Annotated in this window: 17 protein-coding genes; 8 read left to right on the top strand and 9 right to left on the bottom strand. The window is 74.4% G+C overall.

Annotated features, from left to right (window positions below):
- Positions 1-2: 2 nt before the first annotated feature.
- The 6 genes from AB0F71_RS00870 to AB0F71_RS00845 form a co-directional block, all read right to left on the bottom strand.
- Positions 3-1,223: a SidA/IucD/PvdA family monooxygenase gene (locus tag AB0F71_RS00870; RefSeq protein ID WP_360226090.1), complete on the bottom strand. Its 1,221-nt coding sequence runs from the start codon at positions 1,221-1,223 to the stop codon at positions 3-5.
- Entirely contained in the window at positions 1,220-2,491 is a 1,272-nt protein-coding gene (locus AB0F71_RS00865; RefSeq protein ID WP_360226087.1) for an ATP-grasp domain-containing protein, read from the bottom strand. The genes AB0F71_RS00870 and AB0F71_RS00865 overlap by 4 nt, the downstream gene beginning before the upstream one ends.
- Positions 2,488-3,765 carry an MFS transporter gene (locus AB0F71_RS00860; RefSeq protein WP_360226084.1) on the bottom strand — a complete coding sequence of 426 codons (1,278 nt, stop codon included), beginning with the start codon at positions 3,763-3,765 and terminating at the stop codon, positions 2,488-2,490. The genes AB0F71_RS00865 and AB0F71_RS00860 overlap by 4 nt, the downstream gene beginning before the upstream one ends.
- 262 nt (positions 3,766-4,027) lie before the next feature.
- The gene (locus AB0F71_RS00855) at positions 4,028-4,660 is read right to left on the bottom strand and encodes a hypothetical protein (RefSeq protein ID WP_360226081.1); all 633 of its coding nucleotides are present in this window, start codon (positions 4,658-4,660) and stop codon (positions 4,028-4,030) included.
- Positions 4,661-4,815: 155 nt separating this feature from the next.
- Complete coding sequence (locus tag AB0F71_RS00850; protein ID WP_360226078.1) at positions 4,816-5,304, bottom strand: hypothetical protein; 489 nt, start codon at positions 5,302-5,304, stop codon at positions 4,816-4,818.
- A 42-nt stretch (positions 5,305-5,346) separates the two neighbouring features.
- Positions 5,347-6,003: a helix-turn-helix domain-containing protein gene (locus AB0F71_RS00845; RefSeq protein ID WP_360226075.1), complete on the bottom strand. Its 657-nt coding sequence runs from the start codon at positions 6,001-6,003 to the stop codon at positions 5,347-5,349.
- A gap of 140 nt (positions 6,004-6,143) precedes the next feature.
- Here AB0F71_RS00845 and AB0F71_RS00840 point away from each other — a divergent pair, with 140 nt between their 5' ends.
- The 7 genes from AB0F71_RS00840 (at position 6,144) to mug (ending at position 14,075) form a co-directional block, all read left to right on the top strand.
- The gene (locus AB0F71_RS00840; RefSeq protein WP_360226072.1) at positions 6,144-7,562 is read left to right on the top strand and encodes an MFS transporter; all 1,419 of its coding nucleotides are present in this window, start codon (positions 6,144-6,146) and stop codon (positions 7,560-7,562) included.
- A gap of 269 nt (positions 7,563-7,831) precedes the next feature.
- Positions 7,832-9,262, top strand: a complete 1,431-nt coding sequence (locus tag AB0F71_RS00835; RefSeq protein WP_360227652.1) for an APC family permease — start codon at positions 7,832-7,834, stop codon at positions 9,260-9,262.
- The gene (locus AB0F71_RS00830; RefSeq protein ID WP_360226069.1) at positions 9,259-9,696 is read left to right on the top strand and encodes a hypothetical protein; all 438 of its coding nucleotides are present in this window, start codon (positions 9,259-9,261) and stop codon (positions 9,694-9,696) included. The genes AB0F71_RS00835 and AB0F71_RS00830 overlap by 4 nt, the downstream gene beginning before the upstream one ends.
- A gap of 9 nt (positions 9,697-9,705) precedes the next feature.
- Positions 9,706-11,052, top strand: a complete 1,347-nt coding sequence (locus AB0F71_RS00825) for a dipeptidase (RefSeq protein WP_360226066.1) — start codon at positions 9,706-9,708, stop codon at positions 11,050-11,052.
- A 218-nt stretch (positions 11,053-11,270) separates the two neighbouring features.
- Complete coding sequence (locus tag AB0F71_RS00820; RefSeq protein WP_360227649.1) at positions 11,271-12,350, top strand: aminopeptidase P family protein; 1,080 nt, start codon at positions 11,271-11,273, stop codon at positions 12,348-12,350.
- 148 nt (positions 12,351-12,498) lie between these two features.
- Positions 12,499-13,515, top strand: coding sequence for a phosphatase PAP2 family protein (locus AB0F71_RS00815; RefSeq protein ID WP_360226063.1), 1,017 nt, complete (start codon positions 12,499-12,501; stop codon positions 13,513-13,515).
- A gap of 17 nt (positions 13,516-13,532) precedes the next feature.
- Positions 13,533-14,075, top strand: a complete 543-nt coding sequence (mug, locus tag AB0F71_RS00810) for a G/U mismatch-specific DNA glycosylase (protein ID WP_360227646.1) — start codon at positions 13,533-13,535, stop codon at positions 14,073-14,075.
- 27 nt (positions 14,076-14,102) lie between these two features.
- Here mug and AB0F71_RS00805 read toward each other — a convergent pair whose 3' ends face one another.
- A complete protein-coding gene (locus tag AB0F71_RS00805; protein ID WP_360226060.1) occupies positions 14,103-15,005 on the bottom strand; it encodes a LysR family transcriptional regulator in 903 nt (300 codons plus the stop codon).
- A 133-nt stretch (positions 15,006-15,138) separates the two neighbouring features.
- On the opposite strand from AB0F71_RS00805, the gene AB0F71_RS00800 reads away from it, so the two are divergent.
- Complete coding sequence (locus tag AB0F71_RS00800) at positions 15,139-16,137, top strand: NADP-dependent oxidoreductase (protein ID WP_360226057.1); 999 nt, start codon at positions 15,139-15,141, stop codon at positions 16,135-16,137.
- A 16-nt stretch (positions 16,138-16,153) separates the two neighbouring features.
- Here AB0F71_RS00800 and AB0F71_RS00795 read toward each other — a convergent pair whose 3' ends face one another.
- Both AB0F71_RS00795 and AB0F71_RS00790 read right to left on the bottom strand, forming a co-directional pair.
- Positions 16,154-17,110 carry a M48 family metalloprotease gene (locus AB0F71_RS00795; RefSeq protein WP_360226054.1) on the bottom strand — a complete coding sequence of 319 codons (957 nt, stop codon included), beginning with the start codon at positions 17,108-17,110 and terminating at the stop codon, positions 16,154-16,156.
- Positions 17,111-17,113: 3 nt separating this feature from the next.
- Positions 17,114-17,539, bottom strand: coding sequence for a BlaI/MecI/CopY family transcriptional regulator (locus AB0F71_RS00790; RefSeq protein WP_360226051.1), 426 nt, complete (start codon positions 17,537-17,539; stop codon positions 17,114-17,116).
- Positions 17,540-17,567 lie beyond the last annotated feature (28 nt).

Genomic DNA, 17,567 nt, shown 5'->3' with positions numbered 1-17,567 from the left:
CGTCAGGAACCCCCGTTCGTACGGATGCTGTCGAGGATCACCCGGCTGCGCCAGGCGAGCAGGCCGAGGTTGGGATCGGTGATGCCGAACGCGTGCCGGGCACCGTTCTGCAGGTAGATCCGGTGGTCGTCCGGCCCGTCCCACTCCACCGAGTAGTCCGCCCGGACGACCGGGAGCCCGTCCTCCAGCCGCAGCCGTCCGGCCAGGGCGCCCAGGCACTGGGGCAGTCGCTGGACGTAGCCGGTCGCCAGCACGACCGCGTCGCAGTCCACCGCGGTCCCGCCCTCGGCGGACTTGAGCTCCAGGCGCAGCCCGTCGGCCTGCTCGGCGAGCCCGGCGACCTCGTGCCCGGGCAGCAGCCGGATCAGCTCCGGGCGCCCCTCGACGTGGCTGGTCAGGTAGACGATCCGGTACAGCTCGGCCAGCAGTCCCTCGTTGACGCCGTCGCTGGCGTACTTCTGCTCGGCCAGCAGGGCGGCCCGCTGTTCCTTGGGCCGTCCGAAGAAGTCCTGGGCGGCCTCCGGCAGGTACAGGTCGTTGGTGAAGGCCGACTCGTCCAGCGGCAGGAAGCCGGGCCGCCGGCTGACCCAGGTGACCCGTTCCGGGCGGGTCTGGCCGACCAGCAGGTGGCGGACGATCTCGGCGCCGCTCTGCCCGCCGCCGACCACGGCGACCCGGCGGCCGGCCAGGGCCTCGGCGTGCTGGACGAACTCGCTGGAGTGGAACACGGCCGGCCCGGTGGCGCCCTCCAGCACCGGCGGCAGGTACGGCTGGGGGCCCGCGCCGAGGACGAGGTGCCGGGAGCGGAAGCTGCCCCGGGAGGTCTCGGTCTCGAAGTGGTCGCCGCGGAAGCGGACCTCCGTCACGTCGTGGTCGTAGCGGACGGTGTCGCCGAGCTGGTCGGCCACCCAGCCGAGGTACTGGTTGAACTCGGCGCGGTGGACGGCCGGGAAGCGGGCGGTCAGGAACTGGTAGAACCGGCCCTTGGCGGCGAGGAAGGCCAGGAAGGAGAACCGGCTGGTCGGGTCGACCGGGGTGACCAGGTCCTTGAACGGCGAGTTCTGCAGGGTGGCGTCGGGGAGCAGCAGCCCCGGGTGCCAGGCGGGCCGTTCGCGGCGGTCCAGGTGCAGTCCGGTGGTGCCCGGGTGGGCTTCCGCTTGGGCGGCCAGGCTGAGGTTGGCCGGGCCGGCGCCGACCGCCAGGTAGTCGAGGAGCTCGCTCACCGTTCCTCCTCCGCTTGCGGGTTGATCCGGACGGCGGCGTCGACCGCGCCGCGCAGCGCGGTGGCGGCGGCCGGGGAGTCGGCGGTGAAGACCGCCTGGCCGAGCCGGCAGCGGAAGTCGTCCAGGTGCGGGTGGATCGGGTCGCCCGGGGCGAGGTCGAGCCGGACCTCGCGCACGCCCGGCAGGGCGGCCGCGGTGTCCAGGCCGGTGGCCCGGTCGAAGCGGGTCTCGCCGGGGGCGGTGAAGAAGTGGATGCCGGCGACCGCCGCGACCGGTTCGCCGAAGGCGCCGGTCTCCCGCGGGTCGAGGCCGAGCAGCCCGGCCAGCCAGACCCTGGGCAGGCTGACGCCGGTGGCGAGCTGGGCCAGTTCGGCGATCCGGTCGCCGCCCATCCGGGCGCCGATCTCGACCAGGGCCGGGCCCTGGGCGGTGAGCCGCAGTTCGCAGTGGAACGGCCCGACGGTGAGGTTGACCGCCCGGACGACGCCCTGGACGTACTCCTCGATCGCGGCCGACGCCTCGGCCGACAGGGCGGCGGGCAGCTGGTGGCCGATCTCGGCGAAGTACGGCTCCGGCGCGAGGAGCTTCTCGGTCACCGCGACGACGGTGGTCGTCCCGTCGAGGACGTAGCCCTCGACGCTGTACTCCGGCCCGTCCAGGTACTCCTCGACCAGGGCCCGCTCGATCATCGGGCGGCCGAGGTCGACGAAGTCGTCGGTGCTGAGCCGGCGGTACGCGGCGGTCAGCTGCTCCAGGTCGTGGACCACCGAGACGTGGAGGCTGCCGGACTGGTCCACCGGCTTGACCACGCACGGGAAGCCGGTGTGCTCGGCGGCCTTCGGGAGGTGCTCGTCGGAGCTCACCTCCAGGAAGCGCGGGCTGCGCAGCCCGGCGGCCTCGACCGCCTCGCGCATCCGGGTCTTGTCCCGGACCTGCTCCACGGTCCGCACGTCCAGGCCGGTCAGGCCCAGCTCGGCGGCGAGGTGCGCGGCGTTGGGGACGTAGACGTCGCAGCCGGGGAAGACCGCGGACAGCGGGAGGCGCTGGTGCAGCTCGCGGACCGCGGCGAGCAGGGCGGGCAGGTCGTTGGTCTCGACGGTCACCAGTTCGTCGATGCGGTCGCGCAGGTGCGCGGGCATCACCCGGTCCTCGGTGTCCGCGCTGGCGACCACGACGCCGATCCCCAGGTCGAGGGCGGCCTCGACCAGCAGCACACCCCCCGAGAGGGCTTCGATCACGAGGATGCGCCGGTCGGAATGCTTGGTCATCGTGCTATGTCTTCCCGTTCGTGGGCCACGGGCGCCGCTCCGGCGTCGTGGTGGTGGGGGTCGTGAGGGTGGTGGGGGCCGGCGGGGGTGGGGCGGTCGGCGGGGGTCGGGCGGCCGGCCCGGGCCAGCCCGGGCAGCAGCGCGAGGGTCAGGACCAGCACCCCGACCGAGGCCACCCGCAGCAGGGTGGCCGGGTCCACCGAGGAGCCGGCCAGGGCGAGGGTCGCCCCGGCGACGGGCATCGGCGCCACCAGCAGCAGGCCGAAGGCGGCGACCGCGCTGCCGAACTCCCCGGTCGGCACCCGCTCGGCCCTGGTGGTGCGCAGGTAGACGCTGAACAGCGAGTCCAGGGCCAGGAACACCCCGAGGGCGACGCCGAACAGCGCCAGGTCCGGGGCCGCGGACAGCCCCAGGCAGACCAGCGCGGAGGCGAGGGCGAGGCCGATGCCGTAGCGCCACAGTCCGAGCCGGCCGATCAGCCAGGGGGCGATGCCGACCACCGCGATCGAGGCGACACCGGCCGCCGAGTAGACGAAGCCGAGCGCGCTCTCCGAGACGCCGTACCGAGTGGCGACCAGCGCCGGGGCGCTGCCGATCAGCAGGCTGAGCAGGTAGTTCAGCCCCATGGTCAGCAGCACCACGCTGCGCAGCACCGGATCCCGTACGGTCCGGCGCAGGCCGGCCAGCGGGGACGGCGCCGCGTCCGGGTCGGCCCTGCCCTCGGGCAGGGCGAGGGCGAGCAGCAGGCTGACCGCGTAGCCGGCTCCCGCGGTGGCGACGAACACCACCGGCGGGAACAGCAGCAGCAGTCCGCCGAGGGCGGGCCCGGCGATGATGGCGGCCTGCTCCAGGCCGGTCAGCACCGACTGGGTGCGGGCCGCCCGCTCCGGCGGGGTGAGCAGCCTCCCGGCCTTCTCGCCGGCCACGAAGGTCTGCTCGAAGAACGCGCCGGACAGCATGCCGAAGACCAGCACCACGGGCACCGCGGTGCTCGGCCGAAGCAGGATCAGCAGGCAGCAGACGGCCGCCAGGGCGAGCCGTCCCGCGTCGCTGACCAGGAAGATCTGGCGGATCGACAGCCGGTCCACCAGGTAGCCCGCGCCGGCCAGCGAGAGCAGCCGGGGCGTCCAGGTCAGCACCACGGCCAGGCCCGACCAGGTGAGCCCGCCGGTCACCCGGTAGCAGAGCAGGGGGATCCCGAAGACCAGGAGGTTGTCCACCAGCCAGCCGATCGAGCGCAGCGCGAAGTAACCCACCGTACGGCCGGACGCCATGGAAGTTCCCCCGTGAACCTCGGAAATCGCCACCCCGGCCGGGCTGTTCGGAGCCCGGCATGGGCACGACCGTAGCCCGTCGGAAACGGAAAAGCTAGATCCATTTCCTGCCCTGACATGAAGATCTGTTCTTATCTGACGCTGCGACAGGAAGATCTGTTGGCAGATGCCGGGACGACGACAAGGCCCCGCTCCCGGACCGGGGAGCGGGGCCCTGCGCGGCGGCCGAGCTGGCCGGCCGGTCACGACCGGCTGATGACGGTCAGCCGGTGGCGGGGTGGGAGTGGGCGGCGCCGGCGCTCAGCGCCCGCGCCTGGGCGCGCAGGGCTTCGAGCTGCTCCTGGAGGCCCGCGGGGGCGGAACCTTGGTGCTGCCGGGACGGGCTCGCGGCGGTGCCCGGGAGGGTGGGCAGCGTCGGCACGCTCGGGACTTGGCCGAGCAGGCCCTGCAGCGCGGCGAGGAGCTGCTGGACGAGACCACCGACGTCGGGGACGGCCGAGGTCACCGTCGAGAGCAGGCCGGTGACCAGCTTGACGACGTCGCCGAGGGCCGCGCTCGGGTCCGGCGTGGCCGGGACGGCGGGGAGCGTCGGGAGCGTCGGGGTGTCCGGCACGGCCGGGGTGTCCGGCACAGCGGGGGTGTCCGGCACGGCGGGGGTGTCCGGCACAGCGGGCGTGTCCGGCACGGCGGGGGTGTCGGGGGCCGTGGGCGGGTCGACGACCGGGAGGGTGGCCGGCGGTGCCGGGACGGTCACCGGGGCGACCGGGACGACGGGGGCGGAAACGGTGGTGCGGGGGGCCGTGGCTCCGTGGCCGGCGGCGGTGGCGGACGCCGTGGCGACCATGGTCAGCGCGAGGGCTGCGGTCAGCGCGGCGGCCATCCGGGTGGCACGCATGGGTACTGCTTCCTCTCGGTGCGAGATCAGGCGAGATCGCCTGACTCACACCGTGCGGTCGCCGTCCGGACCCGGCCACCGCAGGTACGCCGAACGGCGGCGCGCCGGACGACGGTCCACCGAACGGGCCGTGGTACGACGCGCCGAACGACGGCTCAGCCCTCCGCCCACCCCGCGGTGTTGCGGTGCGCCCCCAGCCCGACCGAGTCGAACTCGTCCACCCGCCCCGCTTCGACGCGCCCGCCGAGCCATCGCAGGGCTCGCGAGATCGGGGTGCCCTCGGCCGGCGCGGGCTCGAACTCGCCACTGGCGAGCGGGCCCAGAACGACCCGGCCGTCGAACCAGACGACGGCGCGCTGAGTCCCGCCGCCACCGGAGTACTCGGCCTCGACGCAGGCGATCGGACCGGCCTTGGACCAGGCGGCGAGCCGGAGTTCGAACCCGTCGGAGTGCCCGCCGAATCCCGCCCCACCGGCGGACTTGGCCACCGCGGCGTCGCCCTGGAGCGCGGACAGTACGGCGGGGGTGACCGGGATGAGCGCCAGCCCCTGGGCCAGCGGCACCACCCGGGCCTCCGGCACCTCCGCCGCCGCCACCGTCAGCAGCTCCAACATGCCGATCAGCGCTTGGAGTTCATACGACATGCCGGCCATGCTGTCCCACCGCACCGACAGTCGGCCCGGAATTTATCGTTCCGTGCCCGCGCGGAGACCGTAGAGCAGGGTGAAGAGGGTCACGTCCACGGCGTCGTCGGCCGTACTCGGACCTTCTTCGGACAAGCCGTCGAAGATCTCGGCCAGTTGGGCGCGGAGCCTGGTCAGCCGGTCCGGGTCGAGCCGGAGGGTGAAGTGCGCGAACAGCCCGGCCGACGGACCCGAACCGTCCTGCGGGCGGCTGAAATCCAGCCGGCCGTCGGCCACATGGGCGCGGAACTCGCCGCGGACCCGGTCGATCGCGGCCAGCATGGCGTCGTACGCCTCGGAGCGGGCCGGGGAGTCGGCGGTGAACATCTCCGGGGCGAGCCGGATGGAGTCCTGGGCGACCCGGTAGCGGCTCTCCACGATGCCGGAGACCAGCCGGGTGCCCGCCACCAGGACCAGCCCGGCCTTCTCCAACTGCTTGATGTGCCGGTAGAGCTTGGTCTGCGGCTCGCCGAGCTCGGCGGCGAGCTCCTTGGCGGTCAGCGGACGGTCCTCGGCGGTCTTCAACGCGCCGAGGATGGCGAGGCGCAGCGGGTCGGCCAGTGCCTTGAGCACCGCGACGTCGCCCACCTGGCGTTCCTTGACCCAGGTGGTGGGCTGCTGCTCGTCCCCGTCGGCGGGTTCCCGTTCGTGCTCGGCCACGGGCCCACCCTCGCAGATCGGCCGCTCCGCATGCAATCACGCCCCGGTGAGCGCTCACCCTTGCGCAATCGCTCACACTCACGCCATCATTCACGTGAGCGTGAACGATGGCGGAGAGCGCGAACGATGGGGGTCGGTCCATGACGGAGCACACCACGGCGACGGCCGAACGGACGGCGGTCGGGCAGGCGGCAGCGCCCGTACGAGCGGCAGCGCCCGGACCGGCGGACTCGCAGCCGCCCGTACCGCTGCGGCGCAACCTGCGGTTCCAGGCCCTGTGGGCCGGCACCTCCTGCGCGACCCTCGGCCTGATGATCGGCGAGACCGCCTTCCCCCTGCTGGTGCTCGCCCTCACCGGCTCGTCCACCGCCGCCGGGGCCTTCGGCGCCGTCCAGATGGCCGCCACCCTGCTGCTCGGCGTGCACGGCGGCTCGGTCGCCGACCGGTGGGACCGCCGCCGGGTGCTGGTCGCCTCCGACGCCGTCCGGCTGCTGGCCCTGGCCAGCGTCCCGGCGGCCCTGGCCCTCGATCGGCTGACCCTGGCCCACCTGCTGGTGGTCGCCGCGCTGGTGGGCGCGACGATCGCCTACAGCGGCCCGGTCCGGCTGCTGGCCCTGCGCTCGGTGGTCGCGCCGGAACAGCTGTCGCAGGCGCTCGCCCAGGACGAGGCCCGGATGAGCGGCGCCGCGCTGGCCGGCCCGCCACTGGCCGGGTTCCTGTTCGGACTCGGCCGCTCGGTGCCCTTCCTCGGCGCCGCGTTCGCCTCGCTGGTCGCGCTGACCACCGCACTGCTGGTGCGCTTCCCGGCCGGACCGGCGGCCGCGGCCGCAGCCGAGCAGCAGGGCCGGGAGGGCCGGGAGGGCCGGGCGGAGCAGGGCCGGGCGGAGCAGGGCCGGGCGGAGCAGGGCCGGGCGGAGCAGGAGGAGCAGGAGGAGGGCCGCGCACTGGCCGGCTTCCGCCTCCTCGCCGCCTCCCCGCTGCTGCGCCCCGCCCTGGCCGTACTGCTGGTGATCAACCTGACCGGGGCCGCGCTGCTGCTGCCCGTCATGGTGCTGCTGCGCGAACACGGCACCAGCAGCGGCGGGATCGGCCTGGCACTGGCCGGCGAGGCGGTCGGGGCACTGGCCGGGGCGACCCTGGTCTCCCGGCTGCACCGGCTGGCCGGCCCCGGCGCGCTGCTGCTCGCGGTGGCCTGGATCGCCGTGCCGGTCCCGCTGGCACCGCTGCTGCCCGGCGGGGCGGTCACCGTGTTCGCCGCGCTCTTCCTGGTCGGCGCGGGCACCCCGGCCCTGCGGGTGATGCTCGACCTGCTGGTCTTCCGCCAGGTGCCCGACCGGCTCCGCGGCCGGGTGATCGCCGCGACCATGACGCTGCTCACCGCCGGGATGCCGGCCGGCTCCTTCGCCGCCGGCCTGCTGCTGGACCGCTTCTCCCCCGCCGTCACGCTCGTCGCGATCGCCGCCCTGCTCGCCGCCGCCCTGCTGCCCGCCACCGCGAGCCGCACCCTGCGCCGCGCCGCCTGGCCCACCGCCGCGCCGGTGGCGGCCCAGCTGGACTGAGCACGGGTCACCCGCACGGCCGCCCGCCGCATGCGGCGGGCGCGGCAACCGGGTGAACTGACCGGGTACGGCCCGCCTCCGGGGCCCTTCCCCGGCGCCCTGGTCCCGCCCTGCCCCCGCCCTGCCCCCGCGCAGCCGAACGGGGCCGTACCGGAGGAGTCTCGATGAGTGCCACGGACGCGCCCCCGCCCGGCTCCGGGGGCGAGGCCGGCCCCGTCACCCGGGAGCGCGGCGGCTCGGTGGCCAGCCGACTGGCCGCCGCCCCGCGGATGTCCTGGATCACCCTCGCCCTGATGACCACCAGCTCGGTCGCCAGCCTGCGCTCCGCCCCGACCATGGCGGTGTACGGGCTGGCCTGCGTCTTCCTCTACCTCGTCCCCGCGGTGGTGTTCCTGCTGCCGACCGCGCTGGTCTCCGCCGAGCTGGCCTCCGGCTGGGAGGGCGGCGTCTACCGCTGGGTCTCGGAGGGCCTGTCGAAGCCGCTGGGCTTCCTGGCCGTCTGGTGCCAGTTCGCGATGACGATCTTCTACTACCCGTCCCTGCTGGCCTACGTGGCCTCGACCATCGCCTACGTGGTGAACCCCCGGCTGGCCAGCAACGGCCCGTACACCGCGGTCGTGATCATGGTGCTGTACTGGACCGGCGTCTGGGTCTCCGCGCGCGGGACGAAGGCGGTCGCCGGGCTGTCCTCGATGGGCCTGGTGATCGGCACCCTGATCCCCGGCACCCTGCTGGTCGTGCTCGGCTTCGTCTTCCTCGGCGAGGGCAACGCCTCCGCCGCCCCGATGGACGCCTCGCACCTGTTCCCGCAGTGGACCGGACTGGCCAGCCTGGTGCTGATCGTCAACAACTTCCTCAGCTACTCCGGCATGGAGATGAACGCGGTGCACGTCTCCTCGCTGCGCGACCCGGCCAGGGAGTTCCCGCGGTCGATGTTCACCGCCTCCGCGATGGTGCTGGCGATCTTCATCCTGCCGGCGCTGGCGATCAGTTGGGTGGTGCCGTCCAGCGAACTGAGCCTCACCGCCGGGGTGATGCAGGCCTTCGACGCCTTCTTCCAGTACTTCCACATCGGCTGGCTCACCCCGGTCATCGCGGTGGCCCTGATCGCCGCCTCGCTCGGCGGCATGCTGACCTGGCTGGCCGGGCCCTCCAAGGGGCTGCTGATGATCTCCCGTCAGGAGGGCTACCTGCCGCCGTTCCTGCAGAAGCTCAACCGCGCGGGCGTCCAGCAGAACCTGCTGGTCACCCAGGGCGTGGTCACCACCGCCATCGCCCTGCTGTACGCACTGATCCCGAACGTCTCCAGCGCCTACTGGATCTTCTCGGTGATCACCACCCAGGTGTACCTGATCGTCTACCTGCTGATGTTCAGCGCCGCGATCCGGCTGCGCCGCACCCAGCCGGACCACCCGCGCGGCTACCGGGCCCCGGCCCTGGTGCCGATCTGCGTGACCGGCCTGCTCGCCTCGGCCGCCGCGATGGGCATCGGCTTCGTACCGTCCTCGCAGTTCGGCAGCGGCAGCGTCTGGTCGTACATCGGGATCGTCGGCGGCGGCCTGCTGCTCCTCGGGCTGGTCATCCCCCTCCTCTTCCTGCGGCTGCGCAGGCCGAGTTGGCGCTCGCCCGAGGCGGCGGCCGAGCTGGCCGCCCAGGAGGCGCAGGAGCTGCGCCGGACCGAAGGAGGTACGACGTCATGACCACCGGCCTGATGGCCTCCCGGCACCGCTGGATCTACCTCGGCTCGATCGTGCTGCTGGTCGCGATGCTGGTCACCGGCCTGCTGTCGTTCACCCAGCTGCACGCCACCGACCTGGCGAACGAAAAGGCCAAGGAGCTTGCCACGAGGCTGGGTTCGGCCGGCTACCCGGTGCCCACCCAGGACCAGATCACCCACACCCTCGGCGAGGACGGCGGCGCGGTCTGCGCCGACCCGGCGAACGCGCTCAACCAGGCGCAGTGGACGTACGGGATGTCCAACGGCGCGGGCGGGCCGGGCCAGCGCCCGGTGCTGTCCGACCGCGAGGTCGTCAAGGCCGAGGCGATCGTGCTCTCGGTGTACTGCCCGGACCGGCTCGCCGCCGTCCAGGACAGCATCGACGACCTCGACCTGCGCGACACCGTCCGCAAGTAGGAGCCCCAGATGACCGACGAACTCGCCCGGCGGATCGACGAGTTGATGCCCCAGGCCCGGGCCGACCTGGCCGAGCTGGTGGCCATCCCGTCCGTCGCCGACCCCCGGCAGTACCCGCCGGAGAAGTGCCGGGAGGCCGCCGAGTGGGTCGCCGCCGCGTTCACCGGGGCCGGCCTGCGCGACGTCCACCTGGAGGAGACCCCGGACGGCAGCCACGCCGTGGTCGGCCACCGCCCGCCCCCGCCCGGCGCCCCGACCGTGCTGCTGTACAGCCACTACGACGTCCAGCCCCCGCTGGACGAGGCCGCCTGGACCTCCCCGCCGTTCCGGCTCACCGAGCGCGACGGCCGCTGGTACGGGCGCGGCGCCGCCGACTGCAAGGGCAACATCGTCATGCACCTCACCGCGCTGCGGGCACTCGGCGAGGACGTCCCGGTCGGCCTCAAGCTGGTGGTCGAGGGCTCCGAGGAGCAGGGCACCGGCGGCCTGGAGCAGTACGTGCCCCCGCACGCCGGGGAGTTGCACGCGGACGCCCTGCTGATCTGCGACACCGGCAACGCCGCCGTCGGCGTGCCCACCGCCACCACCTCGCTGCGCGGGGTGGTCACCGTGGTGGTCGGCGTCGAGGCGCTCACCGGCGACGTGCACTCCGGCATGTTCGGCGGCCCCGCCCCGGACGCCCTGGCCGCGCTGATCCGGATGCTGGACTCGCTGCGCGACGCCGACGGCGGCACCCGGATCGAGGGCCTGGACTGCACCGGCACCTGGAGCGGCGTCGGCTACGACGAGGGCACCTTCCGGACCGACGCCGGGGTGCTGGACGGCGTCCGGCTGACCGGCTCCGGCACCGTCGCCGACCGGCTCTGGGCCCGCCCCGCCGTCACCGTCCTCGGCATCGACTGCCCGCCCGTGGTCGGCTCCGCGGCCGCCGTCCCGGCCGCCGCCCGGGCCCGGGTGAGCCTGCGGGTGCCGCCCGGCACCGACGCCCGGGCCGCCCAGGACGCCCTGGTCGCCCACCTGGAGGCGGCCGCGCCCTGGGGCGTCCGGGTCACGACGGAGCGGGAGAGCGCGGGCGCGCCGTTCCGGGCCGACACCGGCGGGCCCGCGTACGCCGCGCTCGACAAGGCCGCGCAGGAGGTCTACGGCAAGCCGCTGTCCTTCCTCGGCCAGGGCGGCTCGATCCCGCTGTGCAACGTGCTGGCCACCGCCTTCCCGGCGGCGGAGCTGGTGCTGATGGGCGTCGAGGAGCCGCGCTGCCTGATCCACGCGCCGAACGAGAGCGTCGACCCGGAGGAGATCCGGCGGATGGCCCACGTCGAGGCGCTGTTCCTCCGGTACTTCGCCAACAGCCGCTGACCGTGGCGCAGTCGGGCGGCGTCGGCCAACATCGAAGGACCGGCACAGGACCCGGCACCTCAGAACCCGCACCGCAGAACCCGCACCGCAGGCCCGACCTCGAAGGACCCCGCATCGAAGGACCCCGCACCGCAGGACCCCGGACCAACCGCCCCACCCGGCCCCGAGGAGGAGCAACCGTGCCCCGTCCGTTCACCACCGAGGACCACGCCGCCCGGATGGCCCGGGCCACCGCCGAGGCGACGGCCGCCGGGCTGGCCGGCCTGGTGGTCGCCCCCGGCCCCGACCTGAGCTACCTGTGCGGCTACCGTCCCACCGCCGTCACCGAGCGGCTCACCGCCCTCGTCCTCACCCCCGGCCGCCGCCCCGCGCTGATCGTCCCCCGGCTGGAGCGCCCGGACGCCGAGAAGGCGCTCGGCGCCCCGGCCGTCGAGCTGCTCGACTGGTCCGACGGCGAGGACCCGTACGCCACCGCCCGCCCGCTGTTCGAGCCGGCCGGGCGCTACGGCATCTCCGACAACGCCTGGGCGATGCACCTGCTCGGCCTCCAAGCCGCCCTGCCCGGCGCCGGTTTCAGCTCGCTCACCGAGGTGCTGCCGATGCTGCGCGCGGTCAAGGACGGCGAGGAGCTGGAGCGCCTGGCCGCGGCCGGCGGCGCCGCGGACGCCGCCTACCGGGGCATCCTGGAGGTCGAGTTCGCCGGCCGCCGGGAGACCGACGTCGCCGCCGACCTCGGCGCGCTGCTGATCCAGTACGGCCACAGCCAGGTCGACTTCACGGTGGTCGGCTCCGGCCCCAACGGCGCCAACCCGCACCACGAGGCCGGGGAGCGGATCATCCGCACCGGGGACACCGTGGTGCTGGACTTCGGCGGCCTCAAGGACGGCTACGGCTCCGACACCACCCGCACCGTGCACGTCGGCCCGGACGTCCCGGACGAGGTGCGGCAGGTGCACGACCTGGTCCGGCTCGCCCAGCAGACCGCCTTCGAGGCGGTCCGGCCCGGAGTGAGCTGCCAGGAGATCGACCGGATCGCCCGACGGGTGATCACCGAGGGCGGCTACGGCGAGTACTTCATCCACCGCACCGGCCACGGCATCGGGATCACCACCCACGAACCGCCGTACCTGGTCGAGGGCGAGGAACAGCCGCTGGTACCCGGCATGTGCTTCTCGATCGAGCCCGGCGTCTACCTGCCCGGCCGGTTCGGGGTGCGGATCGAGGACATCGTCACGGTGACGGCCAACGGCGGACGACGCTTCAACAACACCCCGCATGAGCTCGGTGCCGTCGCCTGACCGGGGCGGCGAGGCCGCTCCGGCCGAACTTTCGCCCGGATCACGGGACTTTCGTCCGACGAGATTTGACCCGACCGTGGGATTTTCTTACGAGCCGGTCATGGTTCGCCCAGAGTCCTCCAAGCTTGCGTTGCTAGTTTCGCTGAACATGACGAAGCTGCTGAGCCCGGCCCCGCCGACCCCGGTGCGGGCCGGACGTCTGCGTCCCGCGACCGAACGCGACCGCCGGACCGGCCTGGCCAGACTGCGGCTGCTGGCCTGGCCGGCCTACCTCACCGCCTTCGTCTGGTTCCTCGCCACCCAGGGCATGGCCTTCGCCAACGACGTGGTCTTCCTCTGGCTGATCGGCGCCCTGCTCACCGCCGCCGTGCACAGCGGACACGGCACCCGCGGCTTCCTGCTGGTGCTGCGCGACTGGGTCCCGGTGATGGCCGTGGTCTGGGCCTACTCGCTGCTGCGCGGCTACGGCGCCCACACCCCCTGGGCCCCGCACTGGCTGCCCCAGCTGCGCTTCGACGAGGTGCTCGGCGCCGGGGAGACCTGGACGGTACGGCTCCAGCACGCGCTCTACACCCCCGGCTCGCCGCACTGGTACGACTACGCGGCGACGACCGTCTACCTCTCGCACTTCCTCGTCGTCTTCGTCCTGCTCGCCGTGCTGTGGCGGCGCGCCCACCAGCGCTTCCGTCAACTCCTCGCCTGCTACTTCACGCTGACCTTCGCCGGCTTCGCGACCTACCTGCTCTACCCGGCCGACCCGCCGTGGCTGGTCGGCCAGCAGGGCAACCTGCCCGAACTGCACCGGGTGGTCTGGGAGACCATCTCGAACCTGGGCCTGCCGCAGGCCGACTCGCTGCTGGAGAACGGCAGCCAGTTCGCCAACGACGTCGCCGCGATGCCCTCGCTGCACTCCGCCTACCCGGCGATGCTGCTGTTCCTGTTCTGGCCCACCGCCCGGCCCTGGCTGCGCGCCCTGCTGGTCGCCTATCCGCTCGCCATGGCGTTCACCCTGGTCTACGGCGCCGAGCACTTCATCATCGACATCCTGGCCGGCTGGACGTACGCCGCCGTGGTGGTGTTCGGCCTGCGGTGGCTGCGCGACCGCCGCACCGCACGGGCGACGACGGTCAGGGCAGAATCGGCCGGGTGCACTCCCCTTCCGTGAAGCCGACCCCGACGCCGATGAAGCCGACCCCCGAGCAGCTGCGGGCCGCCCAGGACACCACCATCCCGGACGTCACCGGGCCCGGGCTGCGGGTGCTGTTCTGCGGCATCAACCCGGGCCTGTGGTCCGGGGCCACCGGGCACCACTTCGCCCGCCCGGGCAACCGCTTCTGGCCCGCCCTGCACCGCTCCGGCTTCACCGAGCGCCAGTACCGCCCGGACGAGCAGGGCGAACTGCCCGCCCTCGGCCTCGGCATCACCAACGTCGCCCCGCGTACCACCGCCAAGGCGGAGGAGCTCACCGCCGAGGAGCTGCGCGCGGGGGGCGCGGCGCTGCGCGAGCGGGTGCTGCGACTGCGGCCGCGGGTCCTCGCGGTGCTCGGCATCGGCGCCTACCGGACGGCCTTCGGGCAGCGTCGGGCGGTGATCGGGCGCCAGCCGGAGGGCATCGGCGACACCGAGGTGTGGGTGCTGCCCAACCCGAGCGGCCTCAACGCCCACTACACCCTGGACGCGCTGGCGGCCGAGTTCCGCAAGCTCCGGGAGAGCCTCGACGACTGATCAGCTGATCAGCCCGGGCCGCGCTGATCAGGCCGCCGTCAGCCCGGCCGGCAGCGGCAGCTCGCGCAGTTCGCGGATCAGCGCCCGGACGGCAGCCGTACCGGCCAGCTCGGGGGTGGTGACGTACCCGACGAAGCGGCTGGGCGGCCGCAGGCCGAGGTCGGTGACGGCCAGCCCGGGCGGCGCGCCGAGCAGTGCCGTCCGGGGCATCACCGCCATGCCGAGGCCCTGGGCGACCAGTGAGAGCGCCACCGTGTCGTCCTCCGCGTCGACGGTCGCGGGCGGCAGCCAGTCCTGCCGCCGCCACCAGTCCCTGGTGTACGAGCCGCAGTTCTCCGCCCAGTCCACCAGCGGCAGCCGGCGGGGCTCCGGGTGGCCCTGCGGGTGGGCGAGGGCGTACGACTCCTGGTACAGCCGCACCGCGACCAGCCCGGGCACGGCCGGCGGACCGCCCGCGTCCAGGGTGGCCAGCCCGAGGTCGGCGCGCCCGTCCGCGACCTCCCCGGCGGTGCCCCGGCCGAGCTCCCGGACGATCCGCACCCGAGGGGTGAGCCCCGGGTGCTCGGCGGCGAGCCGGGCCAGCACGGGCGGCAGCAGGTGGGCGGCGGCGCTGCGGAAGGCCGCGATCCGCAGCGTGCCGGTCAGCGGACCCGCCGGGCCGGCGCCCGCGCCCCGCACTTCGGGGCCCATCACCGCCAGCAGCCGTAGGATCCGGCGGGCGTAGCCGACCGCCCGCGCGCCGGCCTCGGTGGGGCGCGCGCCGTGGCGCCCGCGGTCGAAGAGCACCGCGCCGAGCTTCCGTTCGCAGGCGCGCACGGCGTGCGAGACGGCGGACTGGGTCGTCTCCAGGCGCGCGGCGGCCGCCGTGAAGCTCCGCTCCTCGTCGACGGCGACCAGGACGCGCAGCTCGTGCGGGGCGAGTTCGGTCATACGGCGAACCTACCGTCCATCGAATCCGCTCATGGAAGGAGCCGATCCATCGCCGCCGCCCCCTGCCCGGCCGCTCCCCCGCTTCCTACGGTGATCACGTCCCCGCCGATCTCCCCCGTACGGAGCACCGCCGATGTCCCGCCCCACCGCCCGCGCCGTCCACCTGGTCTCCCGTCCCTCCGGCGCGCCGAGCGCCGAGAACTTCGCCTTCGTCGACGTGACCCTCCCGGCGCTCGCCGCCGGCGAGGCCCTGGTCGAGAACCTCTACCAGTCCGTCGACCCGTACATGCGCGAGGAGATGGACGAGGGCGGCTGGCAGCTGCACGCCCCGTTGGAGGGCCGCACCCTCGGCCGGGTGGTGGAGTCCCGGGCCGACGCGCTGCCGGTCGGCGCCCTGGTCTTCCACCGGCAGGCCTGGCGCACCCACTCGGTGGTGACCGCCGAGCGTGCCGACCTGCTGCCCGACTTCGCGGGTGTCCCGCTCAGCGCCCACCTCTCGATCCTCGGCGGCACCGGGCTGTCCGCCTGGGTCGGCCTGACCAGGATCGCCCGGCTCCAGCCCGGCGAGACCCTGTTCGTCTCGGCCGCGGCCGGCGGGGTCGGCACCGCCGCCGGCCGGATCGCCCGACTGCTCGGCGCCGGCCGGATCATCGGCAGCGCCGGCTCGCCCGCGAAGGTCGCCCACCTCACCGGGCACCTCGGCTTCGACGCCGCCTTCGACTACCACGACGGCCCGATCGCCGACCGGCTGCGCGAGGCCGCCCCGGACGGGCTGCACGTCTACCTGGACAACGTCGGCGGCGCCCACCTGGAGGGCGCGATCAGTGCGATGCGCGACCACGGCCGGATCGCCTGGTGCGGCGCCGTCGCCCAGTACAACAACCCGCTGGACCCGCCGCCCGCGCCGCGCAACCTCTACGAGGTGGTCGGCAGGAGCCTGCGCCTGGAGGGCTTCCTGGTCCGCAACCACCTGGACGCCCGCCCCGAGCTGTACGACTTCGCCGTCCCGCACCTGCGCTCCGGCGCCCTCGTCCCGGACGAGACCGTCGTGGACGGCTTCGACCACGTGGTGGACGCCTTCCTGGGCATGCTGCGCGGCGCCAACACCGGCAAGATGCTCGTCCGGATCTGACCCTCCCAGGGCGGGCCTAGAGCGGGGTGACGGCCTTCAACACCACCAGCAGCGCCACCGCCGCGTTGAGCGCGCACAGCGCCGAGGCCGCCGTGCCGACCGCGGCCACCATCGCCGCCAGGCCCGCCGGGGTCTTGGCCGGCGGCCAGTTGCGGGCCGTCGGCACCGGGCCGAGCAGCGCGGCCACCCGGCGCGGCACCGGGCCGGGCGCCGGGGCCGGAGCGGCGAAGGCCGCGAAGCCGGGCACCGGGGCGGCGTGCGAGACCAGCGCCGCCCGGGCCACCGCCCGGGCGGTGATCCGCCGGTCGCCCACCGCCTGGGCCGACTCCTCGTCCGCCCACCGCTCGGCGCTGAACGCCACCGCCTCCTGCAACGGCCGCAGGAACGGGTTGACGCAGGCGGCGAGCTGGGTGGTCAGCAGGTAGCGGTGGTGGTGGTGGCGCAGGTGCGCCCGCTCGTGCGCGAGCAGCGCCTCCCGCTCGTCCTCGGCCAGCCCGGCCAGCATCCCGGTGGAGACCACCACCCGCCCGGGCGAGCCGGGCAGCGCGTAGGCGTACGGGCTGTGGTCCGGCAGCACCGCGAGGTCGCCGGCCTCGGCCGGGGCCTCCGGCAGTCCGGCCAGCGCCCGCCGGGCCCGGGAGCGGACCCGCAGGTGCCGCACGACCGTCCGGGAGCAGGCGAAGCCGACCAGCGCCAGCAGCCACATCGCGGCGGTGCCGACCGTCTCGTGGTACGGCAGCGCGTGCCGCACCTCCGGGTCGGACCAGCTGTCCGGCAGCGGGTTGCCGGGGATCTGCGCCGTGCCCACCACGCCGATCAGCCCGAGGCAGAGCACGCTGCACACCGCCATCACGGCGCTGATCACGGTCATCAGCCGGGCGGCCCCGCGCGGGTGCAGGTGCTGCTCGGTCAGCCGGGCGATCGGCACCGCCGTCAGCGGCAGGATCAGCGGGAGGAAGACGAAGAAGCCCACGAGTCAGCTCTCACGGTCGGCCGCTGGGGGCTCCGCGGACGCGGCGTCCAACAGTGCCCGCAGCAGTTCCTCGTCGTGCGGCAGCAGCGCGGTGACGAAGCTGGCGAGGACGGCGTCCCGGTCCGCCTCGCCGTCGAGCATCCGGCGCATCCGCAGCGCGGCCAGCCCGGCGGCGTCGGCGGAGGCCTGCCACAGGTAGGAGCGGCCGGAGCGGCTCCGGGAGACGGCCTTCTTGGCGTGCAGCCGGGACAGGATGGTCATCACCGTGGTGTACGCCAGGTCGCCGTCGATGCGTTCCTGGACCCACCCCGCGGTGGCCGGGCCGGGCGCCCGCTGGAGCACCGCCAGCACCTGCGCCTCCAGCTCGCCCTGCCCGCGCCGTCGGGTCGGCGCGTCCCCGGACGCCGGGGCGTGCCTCTCGTCTGCCATGACGGCCCACTCCCTCCGGATGCCGCTC

Source organism: Kitasatospora sp. NPDC028055 (assembly GCF_040637885.1).
Classification (GTDB): domain Bacteria; phylum Actinomycetota; class Actinomycetes; order Streptomycetales; family Streptomycetaceae; genus Kitasatospora.
Note: the sequence above shows the minus strand (reverse complement) of the source record. Positions and strands in the feature narration are given on the sequence as shown.

Coding starts and splice junctions, on each gene's coding strand:
- AB0F71_RS00865 (WP_360226087.1), bottom strand. CDS start 2,491: ATGACCAAGCATTCCGACCGGCGCATCCTCGTGATCGAAGCCCTCTCG.
- AB0F71_RS00860 (WP_360226084.1), bottom strand. CDS start 3,765: ATGGCGTCCGGCCGTACGGTGGGTTACTTCGCGCTGCGCTCGATCGGC.
- AB0F71_RS00855 (WP_360226081.1), bottom strand. CDS start 4,660: ATGCGTGCCACCCGGATGGCCGCCGCGCTGACCGCAGCCCTCGCGCTG.
- AB0F71_RS00850 (WP_360226078.1), bottom strand. CDS start 5,304: ATGTCGTATGAACTCCAAGCGCTGATCGGCATGTTGGAGCTGCTGACG.
- AB0F71_RS00840 (WP_360226072.1), top strand. CDS start 6,144: ATGACGGAGCACACCACGGCGACGGCCGAACGGACGGCGGTCGGGCAG.
- AB0F71_RS00835 (WP_360227652.1), top strand. CDS start 7,832: ATGTCCTGGATCACCCTCGCCCTGATGACCACCAGCTCGGTCGCCAGC.
- AB0F71_RS00830 (WP_360226069.1), top strand. CDS start 9,259: ATGACCACCGGCCTGATGGCCTCCCGGCACCGCTGGATCTACCTCGGC.
- AB0F71_RS00825 (WP_360226066.1), top strand. CDS start 9,706: ATGACCGACGAACTCGCCCGGCGGATCGACGAGTTGATGCCCCAGGCC.
- AB0F71_RS00820 (WP_360227649.1), top strand. CDS start 11,271: ATGGCCCGGGCCACCGCCGAGGCGACGGCCGCCGGGCTGGCCGGCCTG.
- AB0F71_RS00815 (WP_360226063.1), top strand. CDS start 12,499: ATGACGAAGCTGCTGAGCCCGGCCCCGCCGACCCCGGTGCGGGCCGGA.
- mug (WP_360227646.1), top strand. CDS start 13,533: ATGAAGCCGACCCCCGAGCAGCTGCGGGCCGCCCAGGACACCACCATC.
- AB0F71_RS00805 (WP_360226060.1), bottom strand. CDS start 15,005: ATGACCGAACTCGCCCCGCACGAGCTGCGCGTCCTGGTCGCCGTCGAC.
- AB0F71_RS00800 (WP_360226057.1), top strand. CDS start 15,139: ATGTCCCGCCCCACCGCCCGCGCCGTCCACCTGGTCTCCCGTCCCTCC.
- AB0F71_RS00790 (WP_360226051.1), bottom strand. CDS start 17,539: ATGGCAGACGAGAGGCACGCCCCGGCGTCCGGGGACGCGCCGACCCGA.